Source organism: Geomonas agri, from assembly GCF_020179605.1.
GTDB lineage: Bacteria > Desulfobacterota > Desulfuromonadia > Geobacterales > Geobacteraceae > Geomonas > Geomonas agri.
Genome location: NZ_JAINZO010000002.1, coordinates 99,342 through 124,337, shown reverse-complemented (window position 1 = coordinate 124,337; position 24,996 = coordinate 99,342). Strand labels below are relative to the sequence as shown.

Genomic DNA, 24,996 nt, shown 5'->3' with positions numbered 1-24,996 from the left:
TTAGACCAGCCCAGTGCTGAAGTTGAATTCGGACGCCCCCGGTACGGCGATACCCTTGCGGTACGCCTCCAGCACCCGCTCGCGCTCCTGCTGCTGCAGGGCGGAGAGGTCAAGCAGGAACCTGCTGCAGCCGAGCCCGCGCAGGTCGTTTCGGTATTGGGTCAGAGAGAACGGTGTCTGTGCGGTCACCACGCTTAGGTGGTCCTTCACCTTCACCGAGTAGAGGTCGCCGCGGTCGGACGCGAGCGGCGCGTCCCCCTTGATGTCCTTGATGGCGATCTTCGAGGTGATCACCGGGACCGGCGCGAAGAGCAGCACGCCGCGGTCGATCTTCACATCGCTGGCGAGAAGCTGGGCCAGGTTGGCGCGATCGTCCTCGATGTAGAGGGTGGCGCGCGACACGCCCAGTTCCTGCCAGGATAGGAGCGCCTGGCTGTTCAGCGAGAAGAGTCGGTAATCGGTGTTGAGTTCCGCGTCGGTGCCCTTGAAGAACTGGAAATGGGACAGGTTGGTGAGCTCGAAGCGCTTGAAGCCGGCGCGCAGGATCCCCTGGACCGCGTCCTGGTAGAAGGGGAGGTCTGCCTCGAAGATGATGAAGGGGAGCTGCCAGATCACCTTGTGCTCGCTTCCCTTCAGCTTGCGCGCGAAAGGTGCGAACTGGTGCAGGTTCGCCTTGGAGACCGGCAGCACCACCGTGTCGACCATGTCGCGGTGCAGTTCGTGCCAGTCCTTGACGTGTTCGAGTTTTACGGCCAGTTCTTCCTTGCCGCGAGCCGGACCCGGGCGCTTGCCGACCAGGCTGGCCAAGGCTCTTTCCCGATTTTGCGCGCTCCGGTCCTTAAGCGCACCCAGCGACTGCTCGGAGAGCCAGGCGTAGAAGCGGCGCCGGATGTCCTTGAGGGCAGGCGGGGGGATCATCAGCGCGGGGAAATCCGGCGCCGACAGCGACGCCAGAGTGAACTCGGTGTCGCCGCTCTTGGAGAACTGCGCGCGCAGCACCCCTTCCATGTCGCTGGTGCGGGACGGCTCCAGTTCACCCAGTTCGAACTCGGTGCTGAGCTGGTTGCCGAGCACCTTGGCGTCGATCTTCAGCTTTTGGTCCTGGTAGGAGAGGGTGAGCCGGCAGGGGATACTGCCGCCCTTCACCCCTTCCAGCCGCCTGAGGCAGGCGTTCTCGCTCATGGTGAAAGCGGTTTCGGAAGAGACCTTGAACACCGAGTCGCCCAGCTTGAACGGGAAGGGAGACGGCGTCGAGACCAGGGTGTTCTCCTTCGCGATCATCACCTTCTTGCCACCCAGGTACAGTTCCTTGATGGTGAAGGCACGGCCGGCCATGTCGCTCTTGGGCTGGACGCGGATACGGTCGCCGACGTGCAGGGTGTCCTTGGTGTCGAAGCTGATCCGGTTGCCGCGGATCTCCCTGATATCGCCCAGGTAGCGGCCGGTGGCTCCCTTGATGGAGGGGGTGGAGATGTCGGTCGGGTTGTGCGAGGCGAGGAAGCCCTTGGTCGGCACGCGCCCGAAGGAGAGCTTCAGCAGTTCCTTGGCCTCGGCCACCTTCGCCGCGTGCTGCCCCGGTGCCGCGTCCAGCACCATGCGGTAGGCGCCGATGACGCTCGCCACGTACTCCGCGGACTTCATCCTCCCCTCGATCTTGAGGGAATGGACCCCCGCTTCGATCAGCTGCGGGATCATCTCGATGCTGGAGAAGTCGTTGGTGGAGAGGTAGTACCCTTCCTTTCCCTTGTGCTTGTACTGGCGCCGGCAGGGCTGTGCGCAGCGCCCGCGGTTGCCGCTGTGTCCGCCCAGGAAGGAGGAAAAGAAGCATTGGCCTGAGATGGAGAAGCAGAGGGCCCCGTGGATGAAACATTCGATCTCGGCGCGGCTCGCAGCAACGATGGTCTTGATCTCGTCGATGTGCAGTTCGCGCGCCAGCACCACGCGCTCGAAACCAAGTTCCTCCAGTTGGCGCACGCCCAGCGAGTTATGGATGGTCATCTGCGTAGAAGCGTGCAGCGGGATCCCCGGGAAGAACTCCCGAGCCAGGCGCGCAACGGCCATGTCCTGCAGGATCACGCCGTCCACCCGCATCGCCTCGAGAGCGGACAGGTTGTCGATCAGCAGCGGCAGTTCGTTTTCTTTGACGAGGGTGTTGAGGGTAACGTAGACCTTCCTACCGTGGGCATGGGCGTAGGCGGTCATGCGCTCCATCTGGGAAAGGGTGAAGTTCTTGGCCTTGGCGCGGGCCGAGAAGTCGCGCAACCCGGCGTAGACAGCGTCGGCGCCTTTCTCCATGGCGGCAAAAAAGGCCTCCAGCGAGCCGGCAGGCGACAACAATTCGGGTTTATTGGTAACAGTACTGTTTAGTTTTAATGACATCCGCCTAGAGTACCGGAAGGGTTGGCATGGGTCAAGCGGACTCTTAATGTTGCTTCTGGGGCTGGATGGGGAGGTACTTATACCTGCGTTTATGGGTGGAGAGATCGGCGAGCGAGTAAAGGTCCGACTGCGAGACCGTCCACGTCGGCCCCTCTTTCTTCAAATGGATCGTCTTGGTGACGAATTCGGTGCCGGGCGTACTGGCCTCGAAGCCAAGCCGTGCCTGCACTACCGCGCTCTTGCCACTTTTCAGCGAGACCCTGGCGTCCTGGATCTTCTCCCAGCAGCAGGCGGGTTTGCGTGGCGCGGAGGCGAGCCGGTTGGCGAACTTCTCCCGGCCGTCCTTGCCGCCGTTGGTGTGCTGGTAGAGGTCGTCGAACCTGCCGTCGCGCCAGAGGTCAAGGATGGTTTCGAAATCCTTGAGCACCTCCTGTTCGCTGGCGGGGGAGGTGTCGCGTGCGGGCGCGCCGCGCCGGGCACCCTCGGAGGGGGCGGCGATGGCAAGGACGAACATCAGGATCAGCAACGGTCGCAGGATAGACATGGGGCACCTCCTCCAGTGGTAAGTACCCGGAGAGCATACCTTAAAATGCATGTGTCGCCAGTAGCTCTCATAAGCCGGAGGAGCCTCACCGACGCTCCTTCCCCCGGAGGGGGGAGGTTGGGAGGGGGGATTGCCTGGATGAGTCGCTACGCGCCCCCTCCCTGGCCCTCCCCCTCCGGGGGAGGGGAAATTAAGTCCCCCATCCCCCTAGCCCCCAGTCCCTGGCCCCTGCCTTTAAAGCGTCTTCTCTGCCGCTTCCGCGAACAGCTTCAGGCGGTCCATCAGTGCCTGGAACTTCTTCGGCTTCAGCGACTGCGGGCCATCCGACGATGCTTTCTCCGGATCGGGATGCACCTCGATGATGAGACCGTCGGCGCCGGCGGCAACCGCAGCGTAGGACATCGGCGCGATGTAGTGGTAGTTGCCGGTGCCGTGGGACGGGTCGATCACCACGGGGAGATGGGTCTTGTTCTTGAGGACCGGAATGGCGGAGAGGTCGAGGGTGTTCCTGGTGGCGGTCTCGAAGGTCCTGATGCCGCGCTCGCACAGGATCACGGACTGGTTCCCCTCGCTCATGATGTACTCGGCGCTCATCAAGAATTCCTGGATAGTCATGGACATGCCGCGCTTCAACAGGATCGGCTTGTTGATCTGGCCCACCTTCTTCAACAAGGCGAAGTTCTGTGCGTTGCGGGCGCCGATTTGGAGCATGTCGGAGTAGGAGGCTACCAGGTCGACGGATTCCGGGTCGATGACCTCGGTGACGAAGGGGAGGCCGGTCAGGTCGCGGGCCTTGGCGAGGAGTTTCAAGCCTTCTTCCTCAAGGCCCTGGAAGGAGTAGGGGGAGGTTCGGGGTTTGAAGGCGCCGCCCCGGAGCATCTGGGCGCCGGCTGCCTTGACGGCGTGGGCCGATTCGATGATTTGCTCTTCATTCTCCACCGAACAGGGGCCGGCCATGACCACCAGTTCCTTGCCGCCGATGGCGAGGGTGTCCGAGATGCGCACGACGCTCGGCTCTTTCTTTACTTCCTTGGAGGCCAGCTTGTACGGCTGCAGGATGGGGACCACGCTCTCCACGCCCTGCATCGACTCGAGCGTCTGTAGCACGCTCTTGCCCCGCTCGTCGCCGACCGCGCCGATCACGTCGCGGGTGGTGCCGCGGATGATGTGCGGCGTGTAGCCCAGTTCCTTGATCCTCTTGGTGACTGCGTCCCGTTCCTTCTTCGCCGCTCCTGCCTTCATTACCACGATCATACTCACGCTCCTTTTGGTCCCCGAAAGCGAAAAGGCCGGAGGATTGCTCCCCCGGCCCTTTGTATGAATGTTCTGGTAAATCAGCTTCGCGAACCATAAGGGGGAGGAGAGTCCTGCCACCCCAGCTTCGGTTCGGAATTTAGTACCTGCTACCTAAATTACACCTCTACCCGGGGCGACGGCCTAAAATAAAAGCCGTACCAAAAGTAAAAGTTAGTAAAGGTAAAGTAGCCGGTGTTGATCATGACAGCGTTAATGCCACTCGCCGCCGCCAATGTCAACAAAAAAGTTGCCACTGCCGTGCCGCTCTGACACCCCCTCTGTAGCGCACTCACTTAGACCCGAATTAATTCAATGTTGTTTGACAATCTGCACCCTTTCCGCTAATTTGACCGGAATGCACGAGTGGCTGGTCAATTACGGGTTTTACTCCCTGTTTCTGCTGAGTTTCCTGGCCGCCACCCTGCTGCCGCTTGGCTCGGAGTGGCTGGTCGTGGCGATGTTGATCGGGGGGCAAAATCCCGTCTCCGTGGTCCTGATCGCCACCGCCGGCAACTACCTGGGAGCACTTAGCACCTACTGGATCGGCCTCTACGGTGGCGATTTCCTGCGGCGCCGGGTGCTGCGCATGGACGAGGAGACGACGATGAAGGCGGAGCGCTTCTACGAACGCTTCGGATCGTTGTCGCTTCTGTTCAGCTTCCTGCCGGTGATCGGCGACCCGCTTTGCCTGGTCGGCGGCGTGCTGCAGGTCGGTTTCATCCGCTTTTCCCTCCTGGTTCTGACCGGCAAGCTGGCGCGTTACGCGGCGGTCGCCTGGCTCACCCTGAAAGGGGCGGCACTCTGAAGTACGGAGGTTTGATGCTCAGCTGTACCAAGAAGGTTCTCCCCAACGGGCTGCGCCTCGTTTCCGTCGAGATGCCGCACCTGCACAGCGCGGAGATTGCCATCTACATAAAGGCGGGAGGCCGCAACGACACCACCGGTAAGGCCGGTATCTCCCACTTCCTGGAGCACATGCTCTTCCGCGGCTCCAGCGAATTCGCTTCCAACCTGGAACTTGAGATCGCCTTCGAGGCCATCGGCGGCAGCGTCAACGCGGCGACCGACGAGGAGACCACCTGCTACTTCTCCCGGGTGCACCCGGACCAGATCGCCGAGGGGATACGTCTCTTTTCCTCGATGTTGTTGACCCCGACCCTGGAAGGGCTGGAGATAGAGAAGCGGATCATCACCGAGGAGGCGCTGGAGGACATCAACGAGCGCGGCGAGGAGACCAACACCAGTAACCTCTGCAGCAAGCTCCTGTGGCCCGACCATCCGCTGGGCACTCCCACCATCGGGTATCTCGACAGCATAAAGGGGATCACCGAGGAAGACCTGCGCCGCTATCTCGCCGATCACTACGTTCCCGGCAACGCGCTCATCGTCGCCGCGGGACGGCACAACTCGGAGCAGTTCTTCGCGGCGTGCGAGCAGTTCTTCGCCGGTTGGAACGGCGGCAGCGCCATTCCGCCCCTGCCGGCCAACCAGGTGCAGCAGGAACCGCGCGCCGTGTTCGTCAAGGACTCGGACAGCCAGGTGAACCTGCAGATTGCCTTCCGCGGTTTTGCCCGCCAGGATCAGCGCCTCATGGGGCTGCGGCTGATGCGACGCATCCTTTCCGGCGGTGGGAGTTCTCGACTGCACCTGTCGCTGCGGGAGAAGCTCGGCATCGTCTACTCCGTGGACGCGTCCCTGTCGGCCTACGAGGAGACCGGCGCCTTCGCCATCGAACTGTCCACCGCGCCGGAGAATCTGGTGCTGGCCGTCGCCGAGGTGTTGCGCGAGGTCAAGAGTCTGGCGTTCGAGGAGGTCGGGGAGGCGGAGTTGGCGCGGGTCAAGGAAGGATACTTCTACGATCTCGAGTACAGCGCCGATTCCACCTACGAGATGCAGGTCCGCTACGGCTGGGGCGAGTTGATGTCCCTGGTGAGGACCATCGAGGAGGATCGTGCCGAGGCGGCCGCGGTCCGCGCGGAGGAGTTGAAGCACATGGCCCACGCACTGTTCGCCCCGAAGAACCTGGTCCTCGCTGCCGTAGGCCCCTGGAAGGCGCCCGCCAAGCGCGCGGTGGAGAAGCTGGTACGGGAGTACCAGAAGGGCTGGGCAGAGACCAATCGTTAACGCAAAGATGCCAAACCGCAAAGAAGAGCAGTTTCTGCTAAAAAAGGATTTTGCGACTCTGCGGCTTTGCGTTACATGGCTTTACGCATTTCAATGGAGCAGATATGAAGACAGCATTACTCTTGATGGCTCACGGCAGCAGGATCGCCGAGGCGAATGACGCGGTACACGAGATCGCTAAACGGGTGAAGAAAATGACGCAGTTCGAGATCGTCGAGGTCTCCTTCCGCGAACAGCACCTTCCCAATATCCAACAGGGTGTCGATGCTTGCGTGGCGCAGGGGGCGGAGCGAATCCTGCTCGTTCCCTACTTCCTGTACATGGGCGCCCACGTCCTGGAGGACCTCCCCGAGGAACTGGAGGAGGCGAAGCACCGTCACCCCGGCGTGGAGATGGTACTCGGCAAACACCTGGGCGTACACGACAAGCTGGCCGAGATCGTTGTCGAGCGCGTTGCGGAGAGCCTTACCGAGCAGAGGTGGCACTGATGTCGGTGCACCTGCGCCCCGAGGAGATCGAGGCGGAATCGTTCCGCATCATTGAGGAGGAACTGGGGCCGCACAACTGGAACGCGCAGCAGTGGCCGCTGGTCCGCCGCGCCATCCATACCAGCGCTGATTTCGATTACGCCCGCAGCATGGTAATCACGGAACGGGCGGTGACTGACGGCATTGAGGCGCTCCGCGCCGGAATGGGCGTCGTGACCGATACTACCATGATCATCTCCGGCATGAACAAGGAGCGGCTCTCCAGGTTCGGCGCGCAGCTCTCGTGCTTCGTTGCGGACCCGCAGGTGGCCAGGGAGGCCAAGGAACAGGGGGTAACCCGCTCCATCCTGGCCATGCGTAAAGCGGCACGGGACACGGCTAACGGCATCTTCGTCATTGGCAATGCTCCCACGGCCCTCTTCGAATTGATCCGGCTGATCCGCGAAGAAGGGGTGCGCCCGAGGCTCATCGTGGCGCTGCCGGTCGGTTTCGTCGGCGCAGCCGAGAGCAAGGATGCCCTGCGTGAACTGGCGCGGGAATATCCGGAACTGCAGTTCGTCACCAACATCGGGCGCAAGGGTGGCTCCAACGTTGCGGCCGCGGTGATGAATGCAATACTCATCCAGGCGGTCGGTGCTGAGCCTGGCAACTAGGTTTTTAATGCCGGAGCCCGTCCCGGCCGGTCTTTACATGCTATTTTTTGTGTTCTTCACATGGGATGAAGTATGAGCGGGAAAGAACTCAGATACGGCTTCACCACCGGTGCCTGTGCCGCTGCCGCCGTTAAAGGGGCTGCCCAGATGCTGCGCGACCAGTTGCTGGTCGACGAGGTGCAACTGACGCTCCCCTGCGGCAAGGGGGCGCGCTTTCGCATCGAGGGTGGCGTGCTGCGCGACAACACCGCTTCCTGCTACGTGGTCAAGGACGCCGGTGACGATCCGGACGTGACCAACGGCGCCCAAATCCACGTCACCGCCCAGGTGGACATGTTCACCAAGAACCGCATCGTGATCCAGGGAGGCACCGGCATCGGCAAGGTGACCAAGCCGGGGCTGGCGGTCCCGGTGGGCGAGTGGGCCATCAACCCCGTGCCGCGCAGCATGATCCTCGAGGTGGTGAAGGAAGTCTTCGCCGTCCGCTGCGTTCCGGCCACCCTCACCTTTACCATCAGCATCCCCAACGGCGAGGAACTGGCCAAGAAGACGCTCAACGAGCGACTGGGCATCATCGGTGGGCTCTCCATCCTGGGGACTTCGGGAATCGTGAAGCCGATATCCACCAGGGCCTGGACCGATACCGTGGACACATCCATTGACGTGGCGCTGGCCTGCGGCTCCAGGACCGTGGTGCTCTCCACGGGACGCAGTTCGGAAATGGCGGTGCAGCGGATCCTGAAGCTGACCGATGAATCGTTCGTCATGATGGGCGACCACTTCGGCTACTCGCTGCAGAGCTGCGCCAGGAAAGGCGTTCCCGAGGTGGTGGTGGCGGGGCAGTTCGCCAAGCTGGTGAAGATCGCCTGCGGCCACGAGCAGACCCACGTTACTTCTTCGGAGCTGGACCTGGTGACGGTGGCGTCCTGGCTTGCGGAAAACCGCGCTACGGCACACTTGGCAACGCTGGCCCGTGAAGCGAATACGGCGCGGCAGTTGCTGGAGGAGTCAGGCTTCGACAAGGCGCTGATCAAGCTGGTCTGCGACAAGGTGGCTGACGTCTGCGCCGAACTGGCGCCCTATCTGAAGGTGCGGGTGTTCCTGGCGGGCTACCAGGGAGAGATGCTTTACTTCGACCGGTAACCGATTCCTCTCCGTGGGGAGAGGGTTACCTATTGCAGCGCCCTCACCCCAGCCCTCTCCCGGAGGGAGAGGGGGAGGGAGATGACAGTTGATTATGTTTTGATGGAAAGGAGGGGGGCATGGCGGAACAAAAGATTTACCTCGTCGGCGCGGGCATCGAGGGATGGGAAGGCTTCGGCAAACAGGCACTCGAGGTGATCGACAGCGCCGAGGTTCTCATCGGCCACAAGCGACTGCTGGACATCTTCCCCGACTTTAAGGGGGAGAAACGCCTCCTCGAAGACCTCTCCATCATGCTGGAGCACCTGAAGAACACGGAGAAGAAAACCGTGGTCCTCGGTTCCGGCGACCCCAACTTCTTCGGCGTCGCGCGCTTCCTGCTCAGAAACCTCCCCAAAGAGCGCATCGAGATCTACCCCAACGTGACCAGCGTGCAGTACGCCTTCGCCCGCATCAAAGAGCCGTGGGACGACGCCACCTTCGTGTCCGTGCACGGCAGGGGGATCAAGCCGGCACTGGACCGCATCGTCGCCTCCGAGAAGATCGCCATCCTCACCGACAGCGTCAACACCCCCGCTGTCCTGGCCCGGGAGTTGATCCACCGCGGTGCCGAGGGGTACGAGGCCTGGGTCTGCGAGGACCTGGGACTTGCCACGGAAAAGTTCACCAAGACCGACGTCCGCGGACTGGTCGACTTCAAGTGCTCGCCGCTCAACATCCTCATCCTGATCAAGACCTGGGAGCCGAACCTCGAGAACTACCCGGTGATCGGCATCCGTGACGACGAGTTTGCCACCGCCAAGAAGCTGATCACCAAGGAAGAGGTGCGCGCCATAACCCTGGGCAAACTGCAACTGCAGGACGACCTGGTGATGTGGGACATCGGCGCCGGCAGCGGTTCGGTCTCGATCGAAGCGGGCAACCTGATGCCCAACGGCCGCATCTTCGCCCTGGAGAAGAATCCGCAGTACCTGACCTACCTCAAGGAAAACCTGAAGAAGTTCGTGGCCCGCAACGTGACCGTGGCCGAGGCCTTCGCTCCGGAAGGGCTGGAGGATCTGCCCGATCCGGACCGCGTCTTCATCGGTGGCTCCGGTGGCATGCTCGAGGAGATCATCGAGGCGGTGGACAAGCGCCTCAAACCCGACGGTTTCATCGTCCTCAACGCGGTGACCCTGGACACCCTGACCAAGTCGGTGGAATTCCTGGAAGATCACGGCTACACCGTCGAGGTCACCTGCGTCAACATTTCCAAGACCCGCAGCCTTACCGATTACAAGATGTTCGCTGCCCACAACCCGGTGTACGTAATCGCCGCCTGGAAAGGGGAGGAGTAGTGGCGGTTGTCTACGCGGTAGGGGTGGGGCCGGGCGATCCGGAACTGTTGACCAGGAAGGCGGAGCGGATCTTGCGGAGCGTGGATGTCATCTGCGCCCCTACCGGTGCGGCCGAAGGGGGGAGCTACGCCCTCTCCATCGTCGAGCAGTTCATCGACCGCAGTCGCCAGGAAGTGCTGATCCAACTGTTTCCCATGGTGAAAGACCAGCAGGGGCTCGACCCGTTCTGGGAGGAGGCCGCGGACCAGGTGGCGCAGCGCATTGCCGCCGGCAAGGACGTCGCCTTCGTCACCATCGGCGACCCGTTTCTTTATTCCACCTACCTCTACATCCACAGGATCTTCCTCGCCAAGTACCCCGAGATCAAGATAGAAGTGGTGCCGGGCATCTCCAGCATCCTCGCCTCCTCCGCCATCTCCGGCCTGCCGCTTGGGCTTGGGGCCGAGCGTATCGCCATCCTCCCCGCCACCTACGAAAAGGACGAGCTGAAGCGCACCCTGGAGGAGTTCGACACCGTTGTGCTCATGAAGGTGAACCGGGTCTTTGACTCCGTCTATGCCGCGCTCAAGGAACTGGGGCGGGAAAAGAGAGGCGTCTTCGTACGCCGGGTCGGTTCGGCGGAGGAAGAGGTGCATCACGATCTTGAGTCCCTGGTGGGGCAGAAGCTCGATTACCTCTCCATGCTGATCGTGAGGAAGAACCCGCTTTAGTTTTGCACCGAATGCCGACCTACCGTCCGCAGTCCCTCCCCCCGGAGGGGGAAGGATGGGATGGGGCACGTGCTAAGGAAAAGAACCCCCTCCCTGTCCCTCCCCCTCCGGGGGAGGGAACGCTGGAATTTCATCGAAAGGTTTTCCGATGTCCCATGAGAAGATAGTCCATTTTGTCGGCGCCGGTCCCGGAGACGTCGAACTGATCACCGTGAAGGGGGCGCGCCTCCTGGGTGAGGCGGATGTCGTCGTTTATGCCGGCAGCCTCGTCGACCGCGAGCTGGTGCTCACCTATGCACCGGATGCGCGGGTCTACGACTCCGCGGGGATGGACCTGGAACAGACCACCAAGGTGCTGGTCGAGGCTGTGCTGGCGGGGCAGGTCGCGGTGCGGCTGCACACCGGCGACCCGTCTATCTACGGCGCCATCCAGGAGCAGATGGAGGAACTTGACAAGGTCGGCATCGGCTACGAGGTGGTTCCTGGCGTGACCAGCGCCTTCGCCGCCGCGGCCACCCTGAAACAGGAACTGACCCTTCCAGAGGTCTCTCAGACCGTGGTGATCACGCGCCTGGCCGGGCGGACGCCCGTACCCGAACGGGAGCAGTTGGGCAACATCGCCCAGATCGGCGCTACCTTGGTGATCTACCTTTCCATCTCCATGATCGAGAAGGTGGTGCAGGAACTCCTCTCCGGCGCCTACCAGGAGGACACGCCGGTCGCCGTGGTGGCCAAGGCTTCCTGGGCCGACGAGCAGGTGCTGACCGGGACGCTGGCGGATATCGCCGCCAAGGTCCGTGACGCGGGCATCGGGAAGCAGGCGCTCATCGTGGTCGGCGACGTGCTGCGGGCGCGCAGCGAGGGGATGAAGGCGAAGTCGCTCCTCTACGACAAGGGGTTCAGCCACGGGTGCCGGGAAGGGATCGTCACCTAGCAGCTGTTACAGGTTCTGCGTTACCCCTGGCCCTCACCCCGACCCTCTCCCGGAGGGAGAGGGGGGAATGGGGGGAGTGGGGGGAGTGGGGGGAGACACTGGGATTTACCCTCGCCCCTCGGGAGAGGGTGGCCGAAGGCCGGGTGAGGGCGGTGCCCCGATGAGACCAGTCCCCACGGCTGCGGCGGGAGAAGAACCAACTCTATGCGTGTTGCCATCATAGCCATAACCGCCAACGGCGCCAAGTTGGGGGCGACGCTCAAGCGCGGCCTGCCGCAGGGCACGCTCTTCGTCCTCGACAAACACGCGTCGTGCGACGGGGTGCCTTTCTCGGAACGTGTACCGGCACTCTTGGCGCGGTTGTGGCCGGAGTTCGAGGGTTTCGTCTGCATCATGGCCACCGGCATCGTGGTCCGCTCCATTGCGACGCTGCTGCAGGGCAAAGATAAGGACCCGGCCGTGGTGGTTATGGACGATGCCGGGCGCTTCGCTATCTCCCTCCTCTCAGGCCATCTCGGGGGCGCCAACGCGCTTGCCACGCAGTGCGCCGACCTTGCCGGCGCCACCGCGGTGATTACCACCGCGACCGACGTCAACGACCTCCCTTCCTTCGACATGCTGGCACAGGAAAACGGCTGGCGCATCGACGACCTGTCCCGGGTAAAGGTGCTCAACGCACTGCTCCTGGAGGGCAAGCAGATCGCAGTGGTCGACCCGACCGGGAAGGTGGCGGAGTACTGCGGCGGGAAGGGAAATCTCCTGTTCGTGGATGACTGCGAACTGGCGGCCCAAAGCGGCGCCAAGGGCGTGGTCCTGGTGACCAACAGGCTTGTGCCGGCCGGATTCAACCTGGAGCGGACCTTGGTACTGCGGCCGGTCGATCTTTGCCTCGGTATCGGCTGCAACCGGGGCACTACTGCCGACGAGATCGAGTCGGTGGTCACCCGTCACCTGGCGCAGCTCTCCCTGTCCGAGCGGAGCATCAAGTGCCTGGCGAGCGCAGAGGCGAAGGCTGATGAAGAAGGGTTGTTGGCCTATGCCAGTGACAAGGGTATCCCAGTGATCTTCTTCCGCAGCGACGAGTTGAACGGCGTCAGCGTTCCCTCGCCGCCGTCGGAGCATGCTTTCGCTGCCATAGGGGCGCGCGGGGTTGCCGAACCGGCCGCGCTCTTGGCCGCCGCGGGAGGCAAACTGCTGCTGCACAAGGTGAAGGACGGCAACGTCACCCTTGCTGTTGCGCAGGTAACAACTATGTAGCACCTTCATCCCACCACTCCTCCCCCCGGAGGGGGGAGGCTGGGAGGGGGGAAGTCGCATCAACCAGCCGCTGAGCGCCCCCTCCCCGACCCTCCCCCTCCGGGGGAGGGAGAACAGGTGCGGCAGTCGATGTGCAAAACCGTAATCCAGATAGAGGTTTCTGCTTAATGTCCAAGCTTTACGTAGTAGGCATCGGCCCCGGTGGGCTGAACCACATGACCTTCGAGGCGCGCCAGGCGATCGAGGACGCCGATGTCATTGTCGGCTACCAGGCCTACCTTGATTTCATCCAGCCGCTCCTTGCCGGTAAGATCCTTTACTCTTCGGGCATGATGCGCGAGGTGGAGCGCTGCTCCCAGGCCCTGACCATCGCCGCCACGGGCAAGACCGTTGCCCTGGTTTCCAGCGGCGACGCCGGGATCTACGGCATGGCGGGCTTGGCGCTGGAACTGGCCGACGAGCCGGACGCCCCCTCTGATGTGGAAGTTGTGGTGGTCCCCGGTGTCTCGGCGGTGCAGGCCGCGGCTTCGGTACTCGGCGCGCCACTCATGCACGACTTCGCCGTCATATCCCTTTCCGATCTGCTGACCCCGATCGACAAGATCCGCCAACGCCTCAGGGCTGCCGCCGAGGCTGATTTCGTGGTGGCGCTGTACAACCCGCGCAGCAAGGGGCGCACCACGCAGATCGAGGAGGCTGCCGCCATCCTGATCGCGGCGCGCGGCCCGCAGGTGCCGGTCGGCATCGTCCGTAACGCCTGCCGGGACGGCGAGGAGCGCATCATCACCACGCTGGGGGAGATGCTGAACCACCCCATCGACATGTTCTCCATCGTCATCATCGGCAACGCCTCGACCCGGCTCTGCAAGGACGGCAGGATTGTGACCCCGCGCGGTTACGCCACCCGAGGTGACAGCCAGAATCCCAACCGTAGAAAGCGGAGCGCCGGAGCGAGTAACGATACCCCCAGTAGCGATCCGCATGCGCTCATGTTCTGCGGAACCGGGTCGGACGTGGGGAAATCGGTACTCACGGCTGGTTTCTGCCGCATTCTCAAACGCCACGGTCTCACGGTCGCTCCCTTCAAGTCCCAGAATATGGCGCTTAACTCGGCGGTTACCCCGGAGGGTGGCGAGATCGGGCGTGCCCAGGGCGTGCAGGCCGAGGCGTGCGGCATCCCGCCCCACACCGACATGAACCCGATCCTGCTAAAGCCCAACTCCGATACCGGCAGCCAGGTAATCGTTCAGGGTAAGGTGGTGCGCAACATGGGCGTCAAGGAGTACAACGCCTACAAGCCTGAGGCATTCCTGAAGGTGAGGGAAAGTTTCCAGCGGCTGCGCGAGCGCTACTCTTTCATCGTCATGGAGGGCGCCGGGAGCATCGCCGAGATCAACCTGCGCGAGCACGACATTGCCAACCTCAAAGTGGCGGCCATGGCCGGTGCACCGGTGATCCTGGTGGCGGACATCGACCGCGGCGGTGTCTTCGCCCAGATAGTGGGCACCCTGGAATTGCTCACGCCGGAAGAGAAGGCGCTGGTGAAGGGCGTCATCATCAACAAGTTTCGCGGTGACGTATCGCTGCTCGACTCGGGCATCGAGTACGTCGAGCGGCGCACTGGCGTGCCGGTCCTGGGGGTGCTTCCGTGGTTCAAAGGGCTTGCGCTTCCCGAAGAGGACAGCGTTGCCTTGCAGAAGAAGCCGGCGGCCCCCACTGGGGTGGCGTCGGCTGAGAAACTGCGCGTGGGCGTGGTGAGGTTGCCGCGCATCTCCAACTACACCGACTTTTCCGTCCTCGAGGCAGAGCCCGACGTGGACGTCTACTACATTCACTCGCCGTGGCTGGTGGAGACCATGGACCTCGTCATCATCCCGGGGACCAAGTCGACTATCGCCGACCTCGTCGCCATCAGGGAGCAGGGGATCGCCGATGCCCTGTGCCGCTACCAGGGGCCGGTGGTTGGCATCTGCGGCGGCTACCAGATGCTCGGCGCGACGGTGAACGATCCGGACCGCGTGGAATCCAGCATGGAAAGCACTAAGGGGCTCGGACTTCTGGACGTGGTGACCACCATGCTAAAGGAGAAGCAGACGCACCAGGCCGTGGGGGAACTGCTGCCGGCAGGGCAGGGGGTAGCGCCGGGATGCAGCGCAGCTGTGGCCGGGTACGAGATCCACATGGGCGAAAGCGTGCTCGGCAGCGGTGCGAGCCCGTTCGCGCGGATCAGCAGCCGTTCCGGGGCCGGGACCGACCTGGAGGATGGTGCGGTTTCCGCCGACGGCAGGGTTTTCGGAACCTACCTGCACGGTATCTTCGACAACAACGCTTTCCGGACCGGGTTCCTGAACCGGATCAGGCGACACAAGGGGATCCCGGAGCGGGCGGAAGCAGCGCTCGCGCCCGACCCGTTCGATGAACTCGCCGTGCACATGGAAAAGCACCTCGACCTGGAGCGGATCTTCCAGATCTGCGGCATCTCGCACGGCAGATGACAGTCGCAGAGTCCCCCGTCGCGGTAGTGCTCGGAGCGGTGCTGCTGGACCTGGTCCTGGGTGACCCGCGCGCCTTGCCGCACCCGGTGATCGGTATCGGCGAGTTGATCTCGTCGCTGGAAGGTCCCCTGCGCCGCTTGATCCCGAATGCGCGCGTGGCGGGCGTTGCCCTGCTGGTTATCACCGTTGGCGTCAGTTATGCGCTGGCGGCGTCGCTCATATATGCCGCTTTCCAGCTTGCCCCGGCAGCGTGCTTTGTCGTCAGCCTCTACCTCGCCTGGGTTTCGCTGGCGGCGCGCTCGCTGCACCTGGAGTCGGCCAAGGTGGTGCGGGCGCTGCAGAAAGGCGATCTTCCCGCCGCCAGGGTGGCGCTGTCCTACATCGTCGGCCGCGAGACCACGGACCTGGACGAGCCGGAGATCATCCGGGGAGCGGTGGAGACGGTGGCTGAGAATACCGGCGACGGCGTCATCGCGCCGCTTTTTTACCTGGTGCTGGGCGGCCCCGCGCTGGCCATCGCCTACAAGGCGGTTAACACCCTCGACTCGATGGTGGGTTACAAGAACGACCGGTACCTCGAATTCGGTTGGGCTTCGGCCCGCTTCGACGACGTCGCCAACTATATCCCGGCGCGGCTGACCGGGCTACTCATGGTGCTGGCGGCTCCGCTTTGCGGGTTGAGCGGCGGCGGTGCCTGGCGGATCCTGCGCCGGGACGGCAGGAACCATTCCTCCCCCAACAGCGGCTTTCCCGAAGCGGCGGCCGCCGGAGCGCTCGGCGTCAGGCTGGGTGGGGCGAACCGTTATTTTGGCAGGATCGTGGCGAAACCCACCATTGGTGATCCGCTACAGCCGCTCTCTCAGGCGACGTACGCGGGTGTCGTACGGTTGATGTATGGCAGCGAGGCGCTGCTGGTGGCGGGCTGGCTTTCAGTTTTGGCAATAGCAGGAAGTTTCTGAATGCTGCCTCCCCCCTCCCTGACCCTTCCTCTCCGGGGGCGGGGAAGGATTTGCAGCGAGCAATAAGAACAGCGGGAGCTCGGAAAAAAGGTAAGCCTATGGCAATCCCACATGAACATGGCGGCAACGTTTTTGCCGTGGCCAGGAACCTCGGGCTAGCACCGGAGCGCATCATCGACTTTTCCGCCAGCATCAACCCGCTGGGTATGGCTCCGGGGGTGCGCGAGGCGCTGAATGCAAGCGTGGACCGTTTACTCCATTACCCGGATAAAGGCGCCACCGAGCTGAAACAGGCGCTGGCGGAGTATCACGGGATCGGATCCGCCGAGATCGCCGTCGCCAATGGCTCGACCGAGCTGATACACCTGCTGCCGCGCACCTTCCCTGGCAAAAAGGCGCTGGTGGTCGCGCCTGCCTTTGCGGAATACGCCCTGGCCCTGGAGCGGGCAGGGTGGGAGATCGACTACTACACCCTGTCGTCTGCCGACGATTTCGCCCTCGATACGATTGCACTCGGTCAAAAGCTAGCCGCCGGCTACGACATGCTTTTTCTCTGCAATCCGGGCAATCCGGCGGGGAACCTGCTGCCGCTGCGGGATCTCACCGGGGTGATCGATATCTGCCGGGAGAGCGGCACCTTCCTGGTGCTCGACGAGGCCTTCATCGATTTTTGCGAGGAGGAGTCGGCGAAGCACTTGGTGCGTGGCAACCCGCGTGCGGTCCTGCTCCGCTCCATGACCAAATTCTTCGGCATTCCCGGATTGCGCCTGGGTTACGCTATAGCAGCTGTGGAGACCGTGGCGCAGATAGTCGCGCAGCAGGATCCCTGGAACGTCAACACCGCGGCGCAGGTGGCCGGGGTGGCTTCGCTGGCGGATGATGATTACTGCCGCCGTACCAGAAGCTACATCGATGAGCAGCGTGCACGCCTCGCTACCGCCCTTGCGGGGATCCCGGGACTGCAGGTGTTCCCGGGGCGGGCAAATTACCTGCTGGTGCGGATACTGCGTCAGGGGGTGAGCGCGAGGCAGTTGCGCGAGGCGCTGCTCGCGAAGGGGATACTGATCAGGGACTGCGGCAATTTCCAGGGACTCGATGTCAGCTTCTTCAGGGTCGCGGTGCGGCTCAAGGAGGAAAATGACCTGCTAGTGCGGGCGCTGGCGGCGGAGTTGGGATAGGGGCGGTGCCTGGAGTGGTGGGAAGGCAAATCCCCTCTGTCTCCCCTTCGCAAAGAATAAAAAAAGGCCAACCGGATGCCCGGTTGGCCTTGTCAGTTGCGGCATTACACAAATTATCGCTGTCTTATCAGCGATTACGAAGCGTTGGATAGGGAGTAGAAATCCTTACGGCACAGCCTGATACGCTTGATCTCTTCGTTGCAGACGAAACGGACTATGGCGTCGCGATCCCGCTCGTTGATGTGCATGAACCGCAGGCCGGCGCTGTGGACCACGCCGTCGCCCCTGTCGATCTTCTCACAGTGCATAACCTGGGCGACCACCGGCACTACTTTCGGTTCGGGCAACGGCAGATGGAAGGTGGCATAGACAATGTCATCGCGCGTCATCTCCATCTCCGTCTCGGTGCGTAACCCGCCGCCGCTGATGTTGACGACCCGCGGCAGGCTGCTCTGCGTCGCCACCCGCAACCCGGCGGTGCCGCTTTCCTCGGCGGTCCCCGCGGTCACATTGAACAGGATGACGGGGATGTCGGTGCCGAGGCGGAAGTATTCCCTCTGGTCCTCGGGGGTCACCCGGTCGGTGAAGGCGATGCGGAGGTCTTCTTCGCCCTGGTCGTCGAGCACCACGGCCTTGCAGCGATAGCTGTTGCCACCTACGCCGACCCGGACTACCAGCGGCGCTTCGGGGCGCAGGAACACTCCTTCGGGGAGTTTCTCGCGGGACAGCCTCAGGCGGACCTCGGTGTCGTTTATCTCGGTGACTATCGCGCCGTCATTGAAAACCGTGTCCCCTGATAACGCCACTTCGACCCGCGCTTTCTGGCCGGGCTGAAAGTAGTCCTTATAGTTGTAGGTTCCGTTTTGCATGTGACGCCGCCCACCAAATAAAATAACTGCATAGCAACAGCTGTTTACAGATGCAATACAAACGCCAACGATCCCCACCACGACAATGGGACGTCCAACTAACCGATCTAACGAGGGTACCCCCTTCAGGCCCTCTAATCCTGGCGCCGGTTACTCCGCCAAAGACCGGAAATGTTGTGCCATATCACTGGAAGCGCTGGAATCTTAACGCAAAGTGTCTTTTAATTACAATATTTTTCTTGACAAGAAGACCATGCTGGCTATCCTAAAACGAAATCATTTCTATTTAGAGGCGGGTATGGACCAGCGTCACGCAACGGCCTTGAAGACCGCCGGCATGAAGGCGACGCCGAAAAGGCTGGCGATCCTCGAGATGCTCGAGGCGGAACCGGGATACGCGAGCCCCGAGGAACTGTGGAAGAGGCTGAAGGATCGCTTCGACCGGCTGGGTCTTCCCACGGTGTACCGCAACCTGGAGGAACTCGCCCAAAGCGGCGTCCTTTCCAAGGTGATCCACCCTAACCGCCAGCTTTACTACTATTTCTGCAGCAACCGGGAGCACCATCACCACTTCGTCTGCCTCTCATGCCGCAAGGTCGAGGACATCCCGGCTTGCGGCATCGATGCGTTGGAGCAGGAGGTGTCCAAGCGCAACGGGGGCAAGGTGCTCTCCCATATCCTGCAGTTAAACGGATTGTGCGGCGGCTGCGCCGACAACGGGGACAAACAATGAAATGGCTTATGGCCTTACTGCTGGCGCTGCTCTTGGTGACGCCGGGGTGTAGCAAAGAAAAGCAGCAATCCGACGGGAAACTCCAGGTGGTGGCGACCCTGTTCCCGCTCTACGACTTCGCGAGGACCATCGGCGGCGACCGGGCCACCGTCAGTCTGCTGCTCCCGCCGGGCGTCGAACCGCACTCCTTCGAGCCGCGCCCTGAGGACGTGGTCCGGGTGAACCGTGCCGACCTCTTCATCTACACCAACGCTGCCATGGAGCCCTGGGCGGCCAACATCATCTCCGGCTTGGACCGCGGCAAGGTCGAGGTGGTCGAGGGGGGAAAAGGTATCCCGCTGATGCAGGGGCCGGTGTCGGACCAGCATCGCGGGGAGCATGACGCCCACGAAGGGACCGGGGTGGATCCCCACATCTGGCTGGATTTCGACAACGCCCGTACCATCGCTAGGAACATCCTGGCAGCCTACATCGTGCGCGATGCCGCCAACAAGGCTTTCTACCAGCAGAACGCGGCCAAACTGGATCAGCAACTGGCCGAACTGGACCAGCGCTACAAGGAGACCCTGGCCCAGTGCCCCAAGAAGGTGCTGCTGCACGGCGGCCACTACGCGTTCGGCTATCTCGCCAGGCGTTACGGTCTGAAATACATCTCCGCCTCGGCGGTGAATGCCGATGCCGAGCCCACCCCGACCAAGCTAGCTGAACTGGTGCAGGTGATGCGTCGCGAGCATCTGAACTACGTTTATACCGAGGAACTGCTGAGCCCGCGGATCGCCGAGACCATCGCCCGGGAGACCGGCGCCAAGGTACTCATGCTGCGCGCGGGGCACAACGTCACCAGGGACGACCTGCAGCGCGGCGTCACCTTCATCTCCCTCATGGAAGAAAATCTCCGCAACCTGAAGACGGGACTGCAATGAACGACATAGCTCTCAGCGTGCGCAACCTCTGCGCCGGCTACCATGGCACCGAGGTGCTGCAGGACATCAGCTTCAGCGTGAACGCCGGCGACTACGTCGGGATCTGCGGTCCCAACGGGTCGGGCAAGAGCACCATGATCAAGATCATCCTGCAGCTCCTGGCACCGACCTCGGGCGAGGTGTCCCTCTTGGGGACTCCGCAGGCCTCCTTCCGCGACTGGCACAGGATCGGCTACCTGCCGCAGGGGCTGCAGTTCTTCAACCCGCACTTCCCGGCTACGGTGGACGAGGTGATCCGCCTGGGACGGCTCTCGGCGAAGAAGTTCCCGCGGCGCTTCAACCGCGATGACGCCCGGGCCGTGGAGCGGACCATGGAGTGGATGGGGATCTCCCACATCAGGGGGGCCATGATCGGCGAGTTGTCCGGGGGGCTTCGGCAGCGGGTGCTCTTGGCGCGGGCGCTGGTGAACGACCCGGCGCTGCTGGTCATGGACGAGCCGACTACGGCGCTCGACCCGGAGACCAGGGATAGTTTCTACAAGCTCATCTTCGAGATGAACCGGGAGAAGCGGTGCACCGTGCTCCTGGTCACCCACGACACGGCCACCATCGGCAAGTACGCTTCGCACCTCTTGTACCTGGACAAGAAGGTGGTCTTCTACGGCAGCTTCGACGACTTCTGCAACTCCACCGAAATGACCGGGTTCTTCGGCGAGCACGGCCAGCACCTGGTTTGCCATAGGCACTAGAGGTTTTTGAAATGAATCTGAACGAGATGCTCAGCTACGGCTTCATGCAGAGGGCACTTATCGGCGGGTCGCTGATCGCTATCCTCTGCTCGGTACTCGGGGTGTTCCTGGTGCTGCGCAGGCTTTCGCTGATCGGCGACGGCCTGGCCCACGTCACCTTCGGCAGCGTAGCGCTCGCGCTCTTTTTCCGGCTGCACTCGGTCTACATGACCCTCTCCATCATCCCGGTGGTGCTTGCTTCGGCCATGGGCATCCTCAAGCTTGCCCAGAAGGCGAGGATCTACGGCGACGCCGCCATCGGCATGGTATCTGCCATCGGCATTGCGACCGGTGTCCTCCTGGCCAGCGTCGCCGGCGGCTTCAACGTCGACCTCTTCAGCTACCTCTTCGGCAACATCCTTTCCATCAGTTCCAGCGAGCTCGCCATCGCAGCAGTACTCTTCTTCATCGTCATCGCCGGCGTGGTCATGTTCTACAACGAGCTCTTCGCCAGCACCTTCGACGAGGAACTGGCCAAGAGTTCCGGTCTCAACACGGACCGCATCAACACGGTGCTGGTGCTCTTGACCGCCCTGACCGTGGTGCTGGCCATGAAGGTGGTGGGCATCATGCTGATCTCGGCGCTCCTCATCCTACCGGCCGTCTCGGCCCTTCAGATTGCCAAGGGGTTCAAGACCGCTATCGTGTCCGCGGCCGGGATCGGCGTTGCAACCGTCATCTGCGGCATCTCTTTCTCCTTCGTAATGAACCTCCCCACCGGCGCCACCATCGTGCTGATCAACTTCGCGGTCTTTCTCTGCGCCTTCGCCGCCCGTACCCTGCTGCGTCACCACTGAGGCCTGCCCAGTTTTTTTACCTCCCCGGTTAACTTTCCGGGAGCACCGCCGATAAGGGCAATGGCGGAATTTTCCGCCATAACCTGACGAGGCGGCGGGATGATAGAGGCAAAGGGATGGGTAACTGCGCAGGTCGGCGAGAGATTCGCCGGCCATAACCGGGTGTTGGGAGTGATCGCGTCACTCCTGGTCGGGCTGGTGCTGCTCGACATCTACCTGGTTCCCCTGCCGCATCCCGGCGCCGTGTGGGTGGCTGTTGCTTCGCTCGTCCTGGCGATCTCCCTGCTCATCACGCGGGGGCTGCTCCCCAATGGCCAGCTCAAGGCCTCGCTGGAGCTGGTGCTGCTCCTGGTCTACCTGCTGGCCGTCTGCTGGTTTACTGGCAGGACCGACAGCCCCTTCATCTCGGCCATCTACCTGGTCCTGATGGCGACCTCGCTCACGCTGGGGAGGCGCATCACCTACCTCATGGCCGGGCTGGCCGTCGCCTCCTATTCGCTGCTGGCAGCTGGTGAGTCCCCACCGCTTTGGAGCCAAGTCCCAGGGTACCTGATCCGCGTCTTCCCCTTCATCCTGATTGCCCATGTCGGCGCCATCCTGGCCGGGGAGACCGAGGCCGCCCGCGCCGAGGTGGAGCACCTGTCGCTCACCGACGATCTAACTGAACTCAACAACATGCGCAGTTTCGAGGCGCTTGCCCTGCAGCAGGAGCGACTGGCGCGCCGCTACCAGACCCCCTTCGCCATCTGTATGCTGGACGCCGACAACCTGAAGCAGATCAACGACCGCTACGGCCACCTGGCGGGGACGGAGCTGATCAAGTGGACCGCGCAGGTGGTCCGTTCCAACATCCGGGAGAGTGACATCGCCGCGCGCTTCGGTGGGGACGAATTCATCATCCTGTTTGCCGATCACGACAAGGAGCAGATTCTCCCGGCCGTTGAGCGCATCGTCCGCGCCATGAGTTCCTGTCCTTTCAGTTACGATGGCGACCTGATCGACTGCACCCTTTCGGCGGGTATCGCCTCCTATCCCTGGGATGGTGACGACCTGAAGAGCGTGGTGAAGCAGGCGGACCTGGCCATGTATCGCAGCAAGCGCCTGGGCAAGAACCGGGTGTCACTGGCGGAAACGGATGCTGAGCACGCGGAGGAGCAAGAACACGCGGGGGCGCGGGAGCGAACGGGGGGACGGGAGCAGCTAAAGGTACGGGGAGAAAAGCTTGGCAGCGGCGTCCCGCAGCTTGACGGGAAGCGATCGAGCGTCCATCTCCGCAAGGGTGATCTCACGAGAGAGCGGTAGGATGGCCTGGCAGTGACCCTCGAGCTGGGCGGCGAAGTTCAGGTCGTAAACCTCGAGGTTGAATTCGAAGTTGAGCCTGAGGCTCCTGGGATCGAGGTTGGCGCTGCCGATCAGGCTCCAGCTGCGATCGATCACCATGAACTTGCTGTGCACGAAGGGGGCTGGCTGGGCGTAGATGCGCACCCCCTGTTGCAGCAGCTCCCACAGGTACGAGTTGCTGGCCCACTGCAGGTAGGGGAGATTGTTCACCTCGGGGAGCACCAGGGTGATCTCGACGCCGCGCAGGGCGGCGGTGATCAGGGCCGAGATCAGCGGCCGGTCCGGGATGAAGTAGGGGGTGACGATGGTGACCGTGCGCCTGGCGCAGGAGAGCGCGCCCAGGATGATCCAGTTCAGCTTCCTGAATTCCTTGTCCGGGCCGTCGCTGACCGCCCGCACGAAAGCGGTTCCGGTTCCAGTCAGCTCTGGGAAGTAGCGTGCGTCGGTGAGCTGTTTCCCCTTGGCGAAGTGCCAGTCCTCCAGGAAGGTTCGCTGCAGGTCGGCCACCACCGGCCCGGTCACCTGGAAGTGCAGGTCCTTGACCACCGGTGGCGGCCCCGTCACCATGTGCCTGCTGCCGATGTTCATTCCGCCGGTAAAGCCAATGGTCCCGTCCACCACCATGATCTTGCGGTGGTTGCGCAGGTTCAGGTACCCCCCCGGCCGCAGGGGGAGAAACCGCATGAATTCAACCTTCGACCCCTTCAGCAGCTCCCACGCCGTCGGTACCGAGTACTTCTCCCCCAGGCTGTCCACGATGACCCGCACCTCCACTCCCCGGTTCGCAGCCCGCGTCAGTGACCTGATGAAGCGTTTCCCGGTCTCGTCGCCGTCGAAGATGTAGGTCGAGAGGTGCACCGAGGATTGCGCCGCGTCGATGGCGGCGAGCATGGCGGGGTAGGCTTCCTCGCCGTCCTCGAGGGGGATCAGGTGGTTACCCGGCAAAAGCCTTGTGCTCACCACGCGCTCGGAAAGGTTGCGTAACTCCCGCAGGTAGGCGAGTTCTCCCGGGAGCTTGGTGGGGAGGAGGTCTGCCGGCGGCTGGGGAAGGACAGGGGCGGGGCCGGCTTCCCGGTGCCAGCGCTTGGCGCGGCTGTAGATCCGGTTCACCCCCATGCCCCAGTAGAAGATGGGGCCGAAGAACGGGATGGCGAGGCAGGTGAGGATCCACCCCAGTGCCGAGCGCGGGTCGCGCTTGTTGATCAGCGCGTGGCCGGCGGAAAGGATGGCCAGCGAGGTCAGGGAGACCAGAAGAAGAGTAGTGAAGATGTGGTCCAGCACGTGTGCCATAGGGGTCAGCCTGTCGTCAGCAAAGCATTCGGCGCAAAGGCCGTCATAGCATGTAAAAAGAGGGCGGCATGGCAGCCGCCCTCCGGTTGAACTGGCAACTGATGCGTAGCGCGGCGATCAAAGCAGCGTGAAGGGCTGGGCCCTCTTGGTCCAGTCGCTGTCCGGGTACTCCTTGGAGAGCTGCTGGTAGATGTCCTTCAGCGCCGCGGGGTCGTGGCTCGAACTGAAGCGGGCCACGCCGCGCAGGTAGACCGCCTCGGGCGCCGCCGCGCACTTCGGACAGCCGTTCAAAAGGGTCGTCAACTGGATCACCGCCTCGTTGTACTGGCCGTTGTCCAGGCTCGCCTTGGCCATCCCCAGCAGCACCGAGCCGACGATCTCGTCGGGGGGGAGGTAGCCGACCGTGCGCTGGTGCTCGCGCCCGTACAGGTCGAGGGTGATCAGGGTCGGGGTCCATGAGATGCGGAAATCGCCGGTCTGGGTGGTGGAGGAAACCGGGACCCTTACCGGGATGACGCGGTCCGCGATGAAGTTGACCACGTCCTCGTCGGCGAAGGTGACCTCCTCCATCTGTTTGCAGCCGATACATTGCGGGCTAAAGAATTCCAGCAAGACGGTCTTCTGTTCAGCCTTCGCCCGAGCCAGCGCTTTGCCCATGTCGGTTTCCCAAGGTATCATGGTTAAACCCTCCTCCCGGTTATCATTAAACCCACGCTAAAGGGTAGCCTTTGGATTTCCTGTGTCAAGTCCCCTAACCG

General features: G+C 62.8%; 23 protein-coding genes. 17 read left to right on the top strand and 6 right to left on the bottom strand.

Annotated features, from left to right (window positions below; genetic code table 11):
* From K7R21_RS11970 to aroF, 3 genes are all read right to left on the bottom strand, one after another.
* On the bottom strand, window positions 1-2,295 hold the full coding sequence (locus K7R21_RS11970; protein WP_224983552.1) for a peptidase U32 family protein: 2,295 nt from the start codon (window positions 2,293-2,295) through the stop codon (window positions 1-3).
* 127 nt (window positions 2,296-2,422) lie between these two features.
* Window positions 2,423-2,923 (bottom strand): hypothetical protein, encoded by a 501-nt coding sequence (locus tag K7R21_RS11965; protein WP_224983551.1) that lies wholly within the window; start codon window positions 2,921-2,923, stop codon window positions 2,423-2,425.
* A gap of 234 nt (window positions 2,924-3,157) precedes the next feature.
* Window positions 3,158-4,177, bottom strand: coding sequence for a 3-deoxy-7-phosphoheptulonate synthase (aroF, locus tag K7R21_RS11960; RefSeq protein ID WP_224983550.1), 1,020 nt, complete (start codon window positions 4,175-4,177; stop codon window positions 3,158-3,160).
* 397 nt (window positions 4,178-4,574) lie between these two features.
* On the opposite strand from aroF, the gene K7R21_RS11955 reads away from it, so the two are divergent.
* From K7R21_RS11955 to cobD, 12 genes are all read left to right on the top strand, one after another.
* The gene (locus tag K7R21_RS11955) at window positions 4,575-5,024 is read left to right on the top strand and encodes a YqaA family protein (RefSeq protein WP_224983549.1); all 450 of its coding nucleotides are present in this window, start codon (window positions 4,575-4,577) and stop codon (window positions 5,022-5,024) included.
* Between the two features lie 14 nt (window positions 5,025-5,038).
* The gene (locus tag K7R21_RS11950) at window positions 5,039-6,343 is read left to right on the top strand and encodes a M16 family metallopeptidase (protein WP_224983548.1); all 1,305 of its coding nucleotides are present in this window, start codon (window positions 5,039-5,041) and stop codon (window positions 6,341-6,343) included.
* 104 nt (window positions 6,344-6,447) lie between these two features.
* Window positions 6,448-6,831, top strand: coding sequence for a sirohydrochlorin chelatase (locus tag K7R21_RS11945; RefSeq protein WP_224983547.1), 384 nt, complete (start codon window positions 6,448-6,450; stop codon window positions 6,829-6,831).
* Window positions 6,831-7,484, top strand: a complete 654-nt coding sequence (locus K7R21_RS11940; protein ID WP_224983546.1) for a precorrin-8X methylmutase — start codon at window positions 6,831-6,833, stop codon at window positions 7,482-7,484. Before K7R21_RS11945 ends, K7R21_RS11940 begins: the two co-directional genes overlap by 1 nt.
* A gap of 72 nt (window positions 7,485-7,556) precedes the next feature.
* Window positions 7,557-8,627, top strand: coding sequence for a cobalt-precorrin-5B (C(1))-methyltransferase (locus K7R21_RS11935; protein WP_224983545.1), 1,071 nt, complete (start codon window positions 7,557-7,559; stop codon window positions 8,625-8,627).
* 119 nt (window positions 8,628-8,746) lie between these two features.
* Entirely contained in the window at window positions 8,747-9,964 is a 1,218-nt protein-coding gene (gene cbiE / locus K7R21_RS11930; RefSeq protein WP_224983544.1) for a precorrin-6y C5,15-methyltransferase (decarboxylating) subunit CbiE, read from the top strand.
* Window positions 9,964-10,674, top strand: coding sequence for a precorrin-2 C(20)-methyltransferase (cobI, locus tag K7R21_RS11925; RefSeq protein WP_224983543.1), 711 nt, complete (start codon window positions 9,964-9,966; stop codon window positions 10,672-10,674). The genes cbiE and cobI overlap by 1 nt, the downstream gene beginning before the upstream one ends.
* 148 nt (window positions 10,675-10,822) lie before the next feature.
* Window positions 10,823-11,608: a precorrin-4 C(11)-methyltransferase gene (cobM, locus tag K7R21_RS11920; protein ID WP_224983542.1), complete on the top strand. Its 786-nt coding sequence runs from the start codon at window positions 10,823-10,825 to the stop codon at window positions 11,606-11,608.
* A gap of 204 nt (window positions 11,609-11,812) precedes the next feature.
* Window positions 11,813-12,865 (top strand): cobalt-precorrin 5A hydrolase, encoded by a 1,053-nt coding sequence (locus K7R21_RS11915; RefSeq protein WP_224983541.1) that lies wholly within the window; start codon window positions 11,813-11,815, stop codon window positions 12,863-12,865.
* Window positions 12,866-13,032: 167 nt separating this feature from the next.
* A complete protein-coding gene (locus K7R21_RS11910; RefSeq protein WP_224983540.1) occupies window positions 13,033-15,360 on the top strand; it encodes a cobyric acid synthase in 2,328 nt (775 codons plus the stop codon).
* Window positions 15,357-16,319, top strand: a complete 963-nt coding sequence (cbiB, locus tag K7R21_RS11905) for an adenosylcobinamide-phosphate synthase CbiB (protein ID WP_224983539.1) — start codon at window positions 15,357-15,359, stop codon at window positions 16,317-16,319. Before K7R21_RS11910 ends, cbiB begins: the two co-directional genes overlap by 4 nt.
* A gap of 98 nt (window positions 16,320-16,417) precedes the next feature.
* Window positions 16,418-17,497: a threonine-phosphate decarboxylase CobD gene (gene cobD, locus K7R21_RS11900; RefSeq protein ID WP_224983538.1), complete on the top strand. Its 1,080-nt coding sequence runs from the start codon at window positions 16,418-16,420 to the stop codon at window positions 17,495-17,497.
* 134 nt (window positions 17,498-17,631) lie between these two features.
* On the opposite strand, the gene K7R21_RS11895 is transcribed toward cobD, so the two are convergent.
* On the bottom strand, window positions 17,632-18,366 hold the full coding sequence (locus K7R21_RS11895; protein WP_224983537.1) for a PilZ-like domain-containing protein: 735 nt from the start codon (window positions 18,364-18,366) through the stop codon (window positions 17,632-17,634).
* A 298-nt stretch (window positions 18,367-18,664) separates the two neighbouring features.
* On the opposite strand from K7R21_RS11895, the gene K7R21_RS11890 reads away from it, so the two are divergent.
* The 5 genes from K7R21_RS11890 to K7R21_RS11870 all read left to right on the top strand — a co-directional run bounded on the left by K7R21_RS11890 (window position 18,665) and on the right by K7R21_RS11870 (window position 22,909).
* Window positions 18,665-19,099: a Fur family transcriptional regulator gene (locus K7R21_RS11890; RefSeq protein ID WP_224983536.1), complete on the top strand. Its 435-nt coding sequence runs from the start codon at window positions 18,665-18,667 to the stop codon at window positions 19,097-19,099.
* Window positions 19,096-20,022, top strand: a complete 927-nt coding sequence (locus K7R21_RS11885; RefSeq protein ID WP_224983535.1) for a metal ABC transporter substrate-binding protein — start codon at window positions 19,096-19,098, stop codon at window positions 20,020-20,022. Before K7R21_RS11890 ends, K7R21_RS11885 begins: the two co-directional genes overlap by 4 nt.
* Window positions 20,019-20,771, top strand: coding sequence for a metal ABC transporter ATP-binding protein (locus tag K7R21_RS11880; protein ID WP_224983534.1), 753 nt, complete (start codon window positions 20,019-20,021; stop codon window positions 20,769-20,771). The genes K7R21_RS11885 and K7R21_RS11880 overlap by 4 nt, the downstream gene beginning before the upstream one ends.
* 11 nt (window positions 20,772-20,782) lie before the next feature.
* Window positions 20,783-21,607 (top strand): metal ABC transporter permease, encoded by an 825-nt coding sequence (locus tag K7R21_RS11875; RefSeq protein WP_224983533.1) that lies wholly within the window; start codon window positions 20,783-20,785, stop codon window positions 21,605-21,607.
* 99 nt (window positions 21,608-21,706) lie between these two features.
* Window positions 21,707-22,909 carry a GGDEF domain-containing protein gene (locus K7R21_RS11870; RefSeq protein ID WP_224983532.1) on the top strand — a complete coding sequence of 401 codons (1,203 nt, stop codon included), beginning with the start codon at window positions 21,707-21,709 and terminating at the stop codon, window positions 22,907-22,909.
* On the opposite strand, the gene cls is transcribed toward K7R21_RS11870, so the two are convergent.
* On the bottom strand, window positions 22,808-24,238 hold the full coding sequence (cls, locus tag K7R21_RS11865; protein ID WP_224983531.1) for a cardiolipin synthase: 1,431 nt from the start codon (window positions 24,236-24,238) through the stop codon (window positions 22,808-22,810). The genes K7R21_RS11870 and cls overlap by 102 nt on opposite strands.
* 117 nt (window positions 24,239-24,355) lie before the next feature.
* Window positions 24,356-24,916 carry a thioredoxin fold domain-containing protein gene (locus tag K7R21_RS11860; RefSeq protein WP_224983530.1) on the bottom strand — a complete coding sequence of 187 codons (561 nt, stop codon included), beginning with the start codon at window positions 24,914-24,916 and terminating at the stop codon, window positions 24,356-24,358.
* Between the last annotated feature and the right edge of the window lie 80 nt (window positions 24,917-24,996).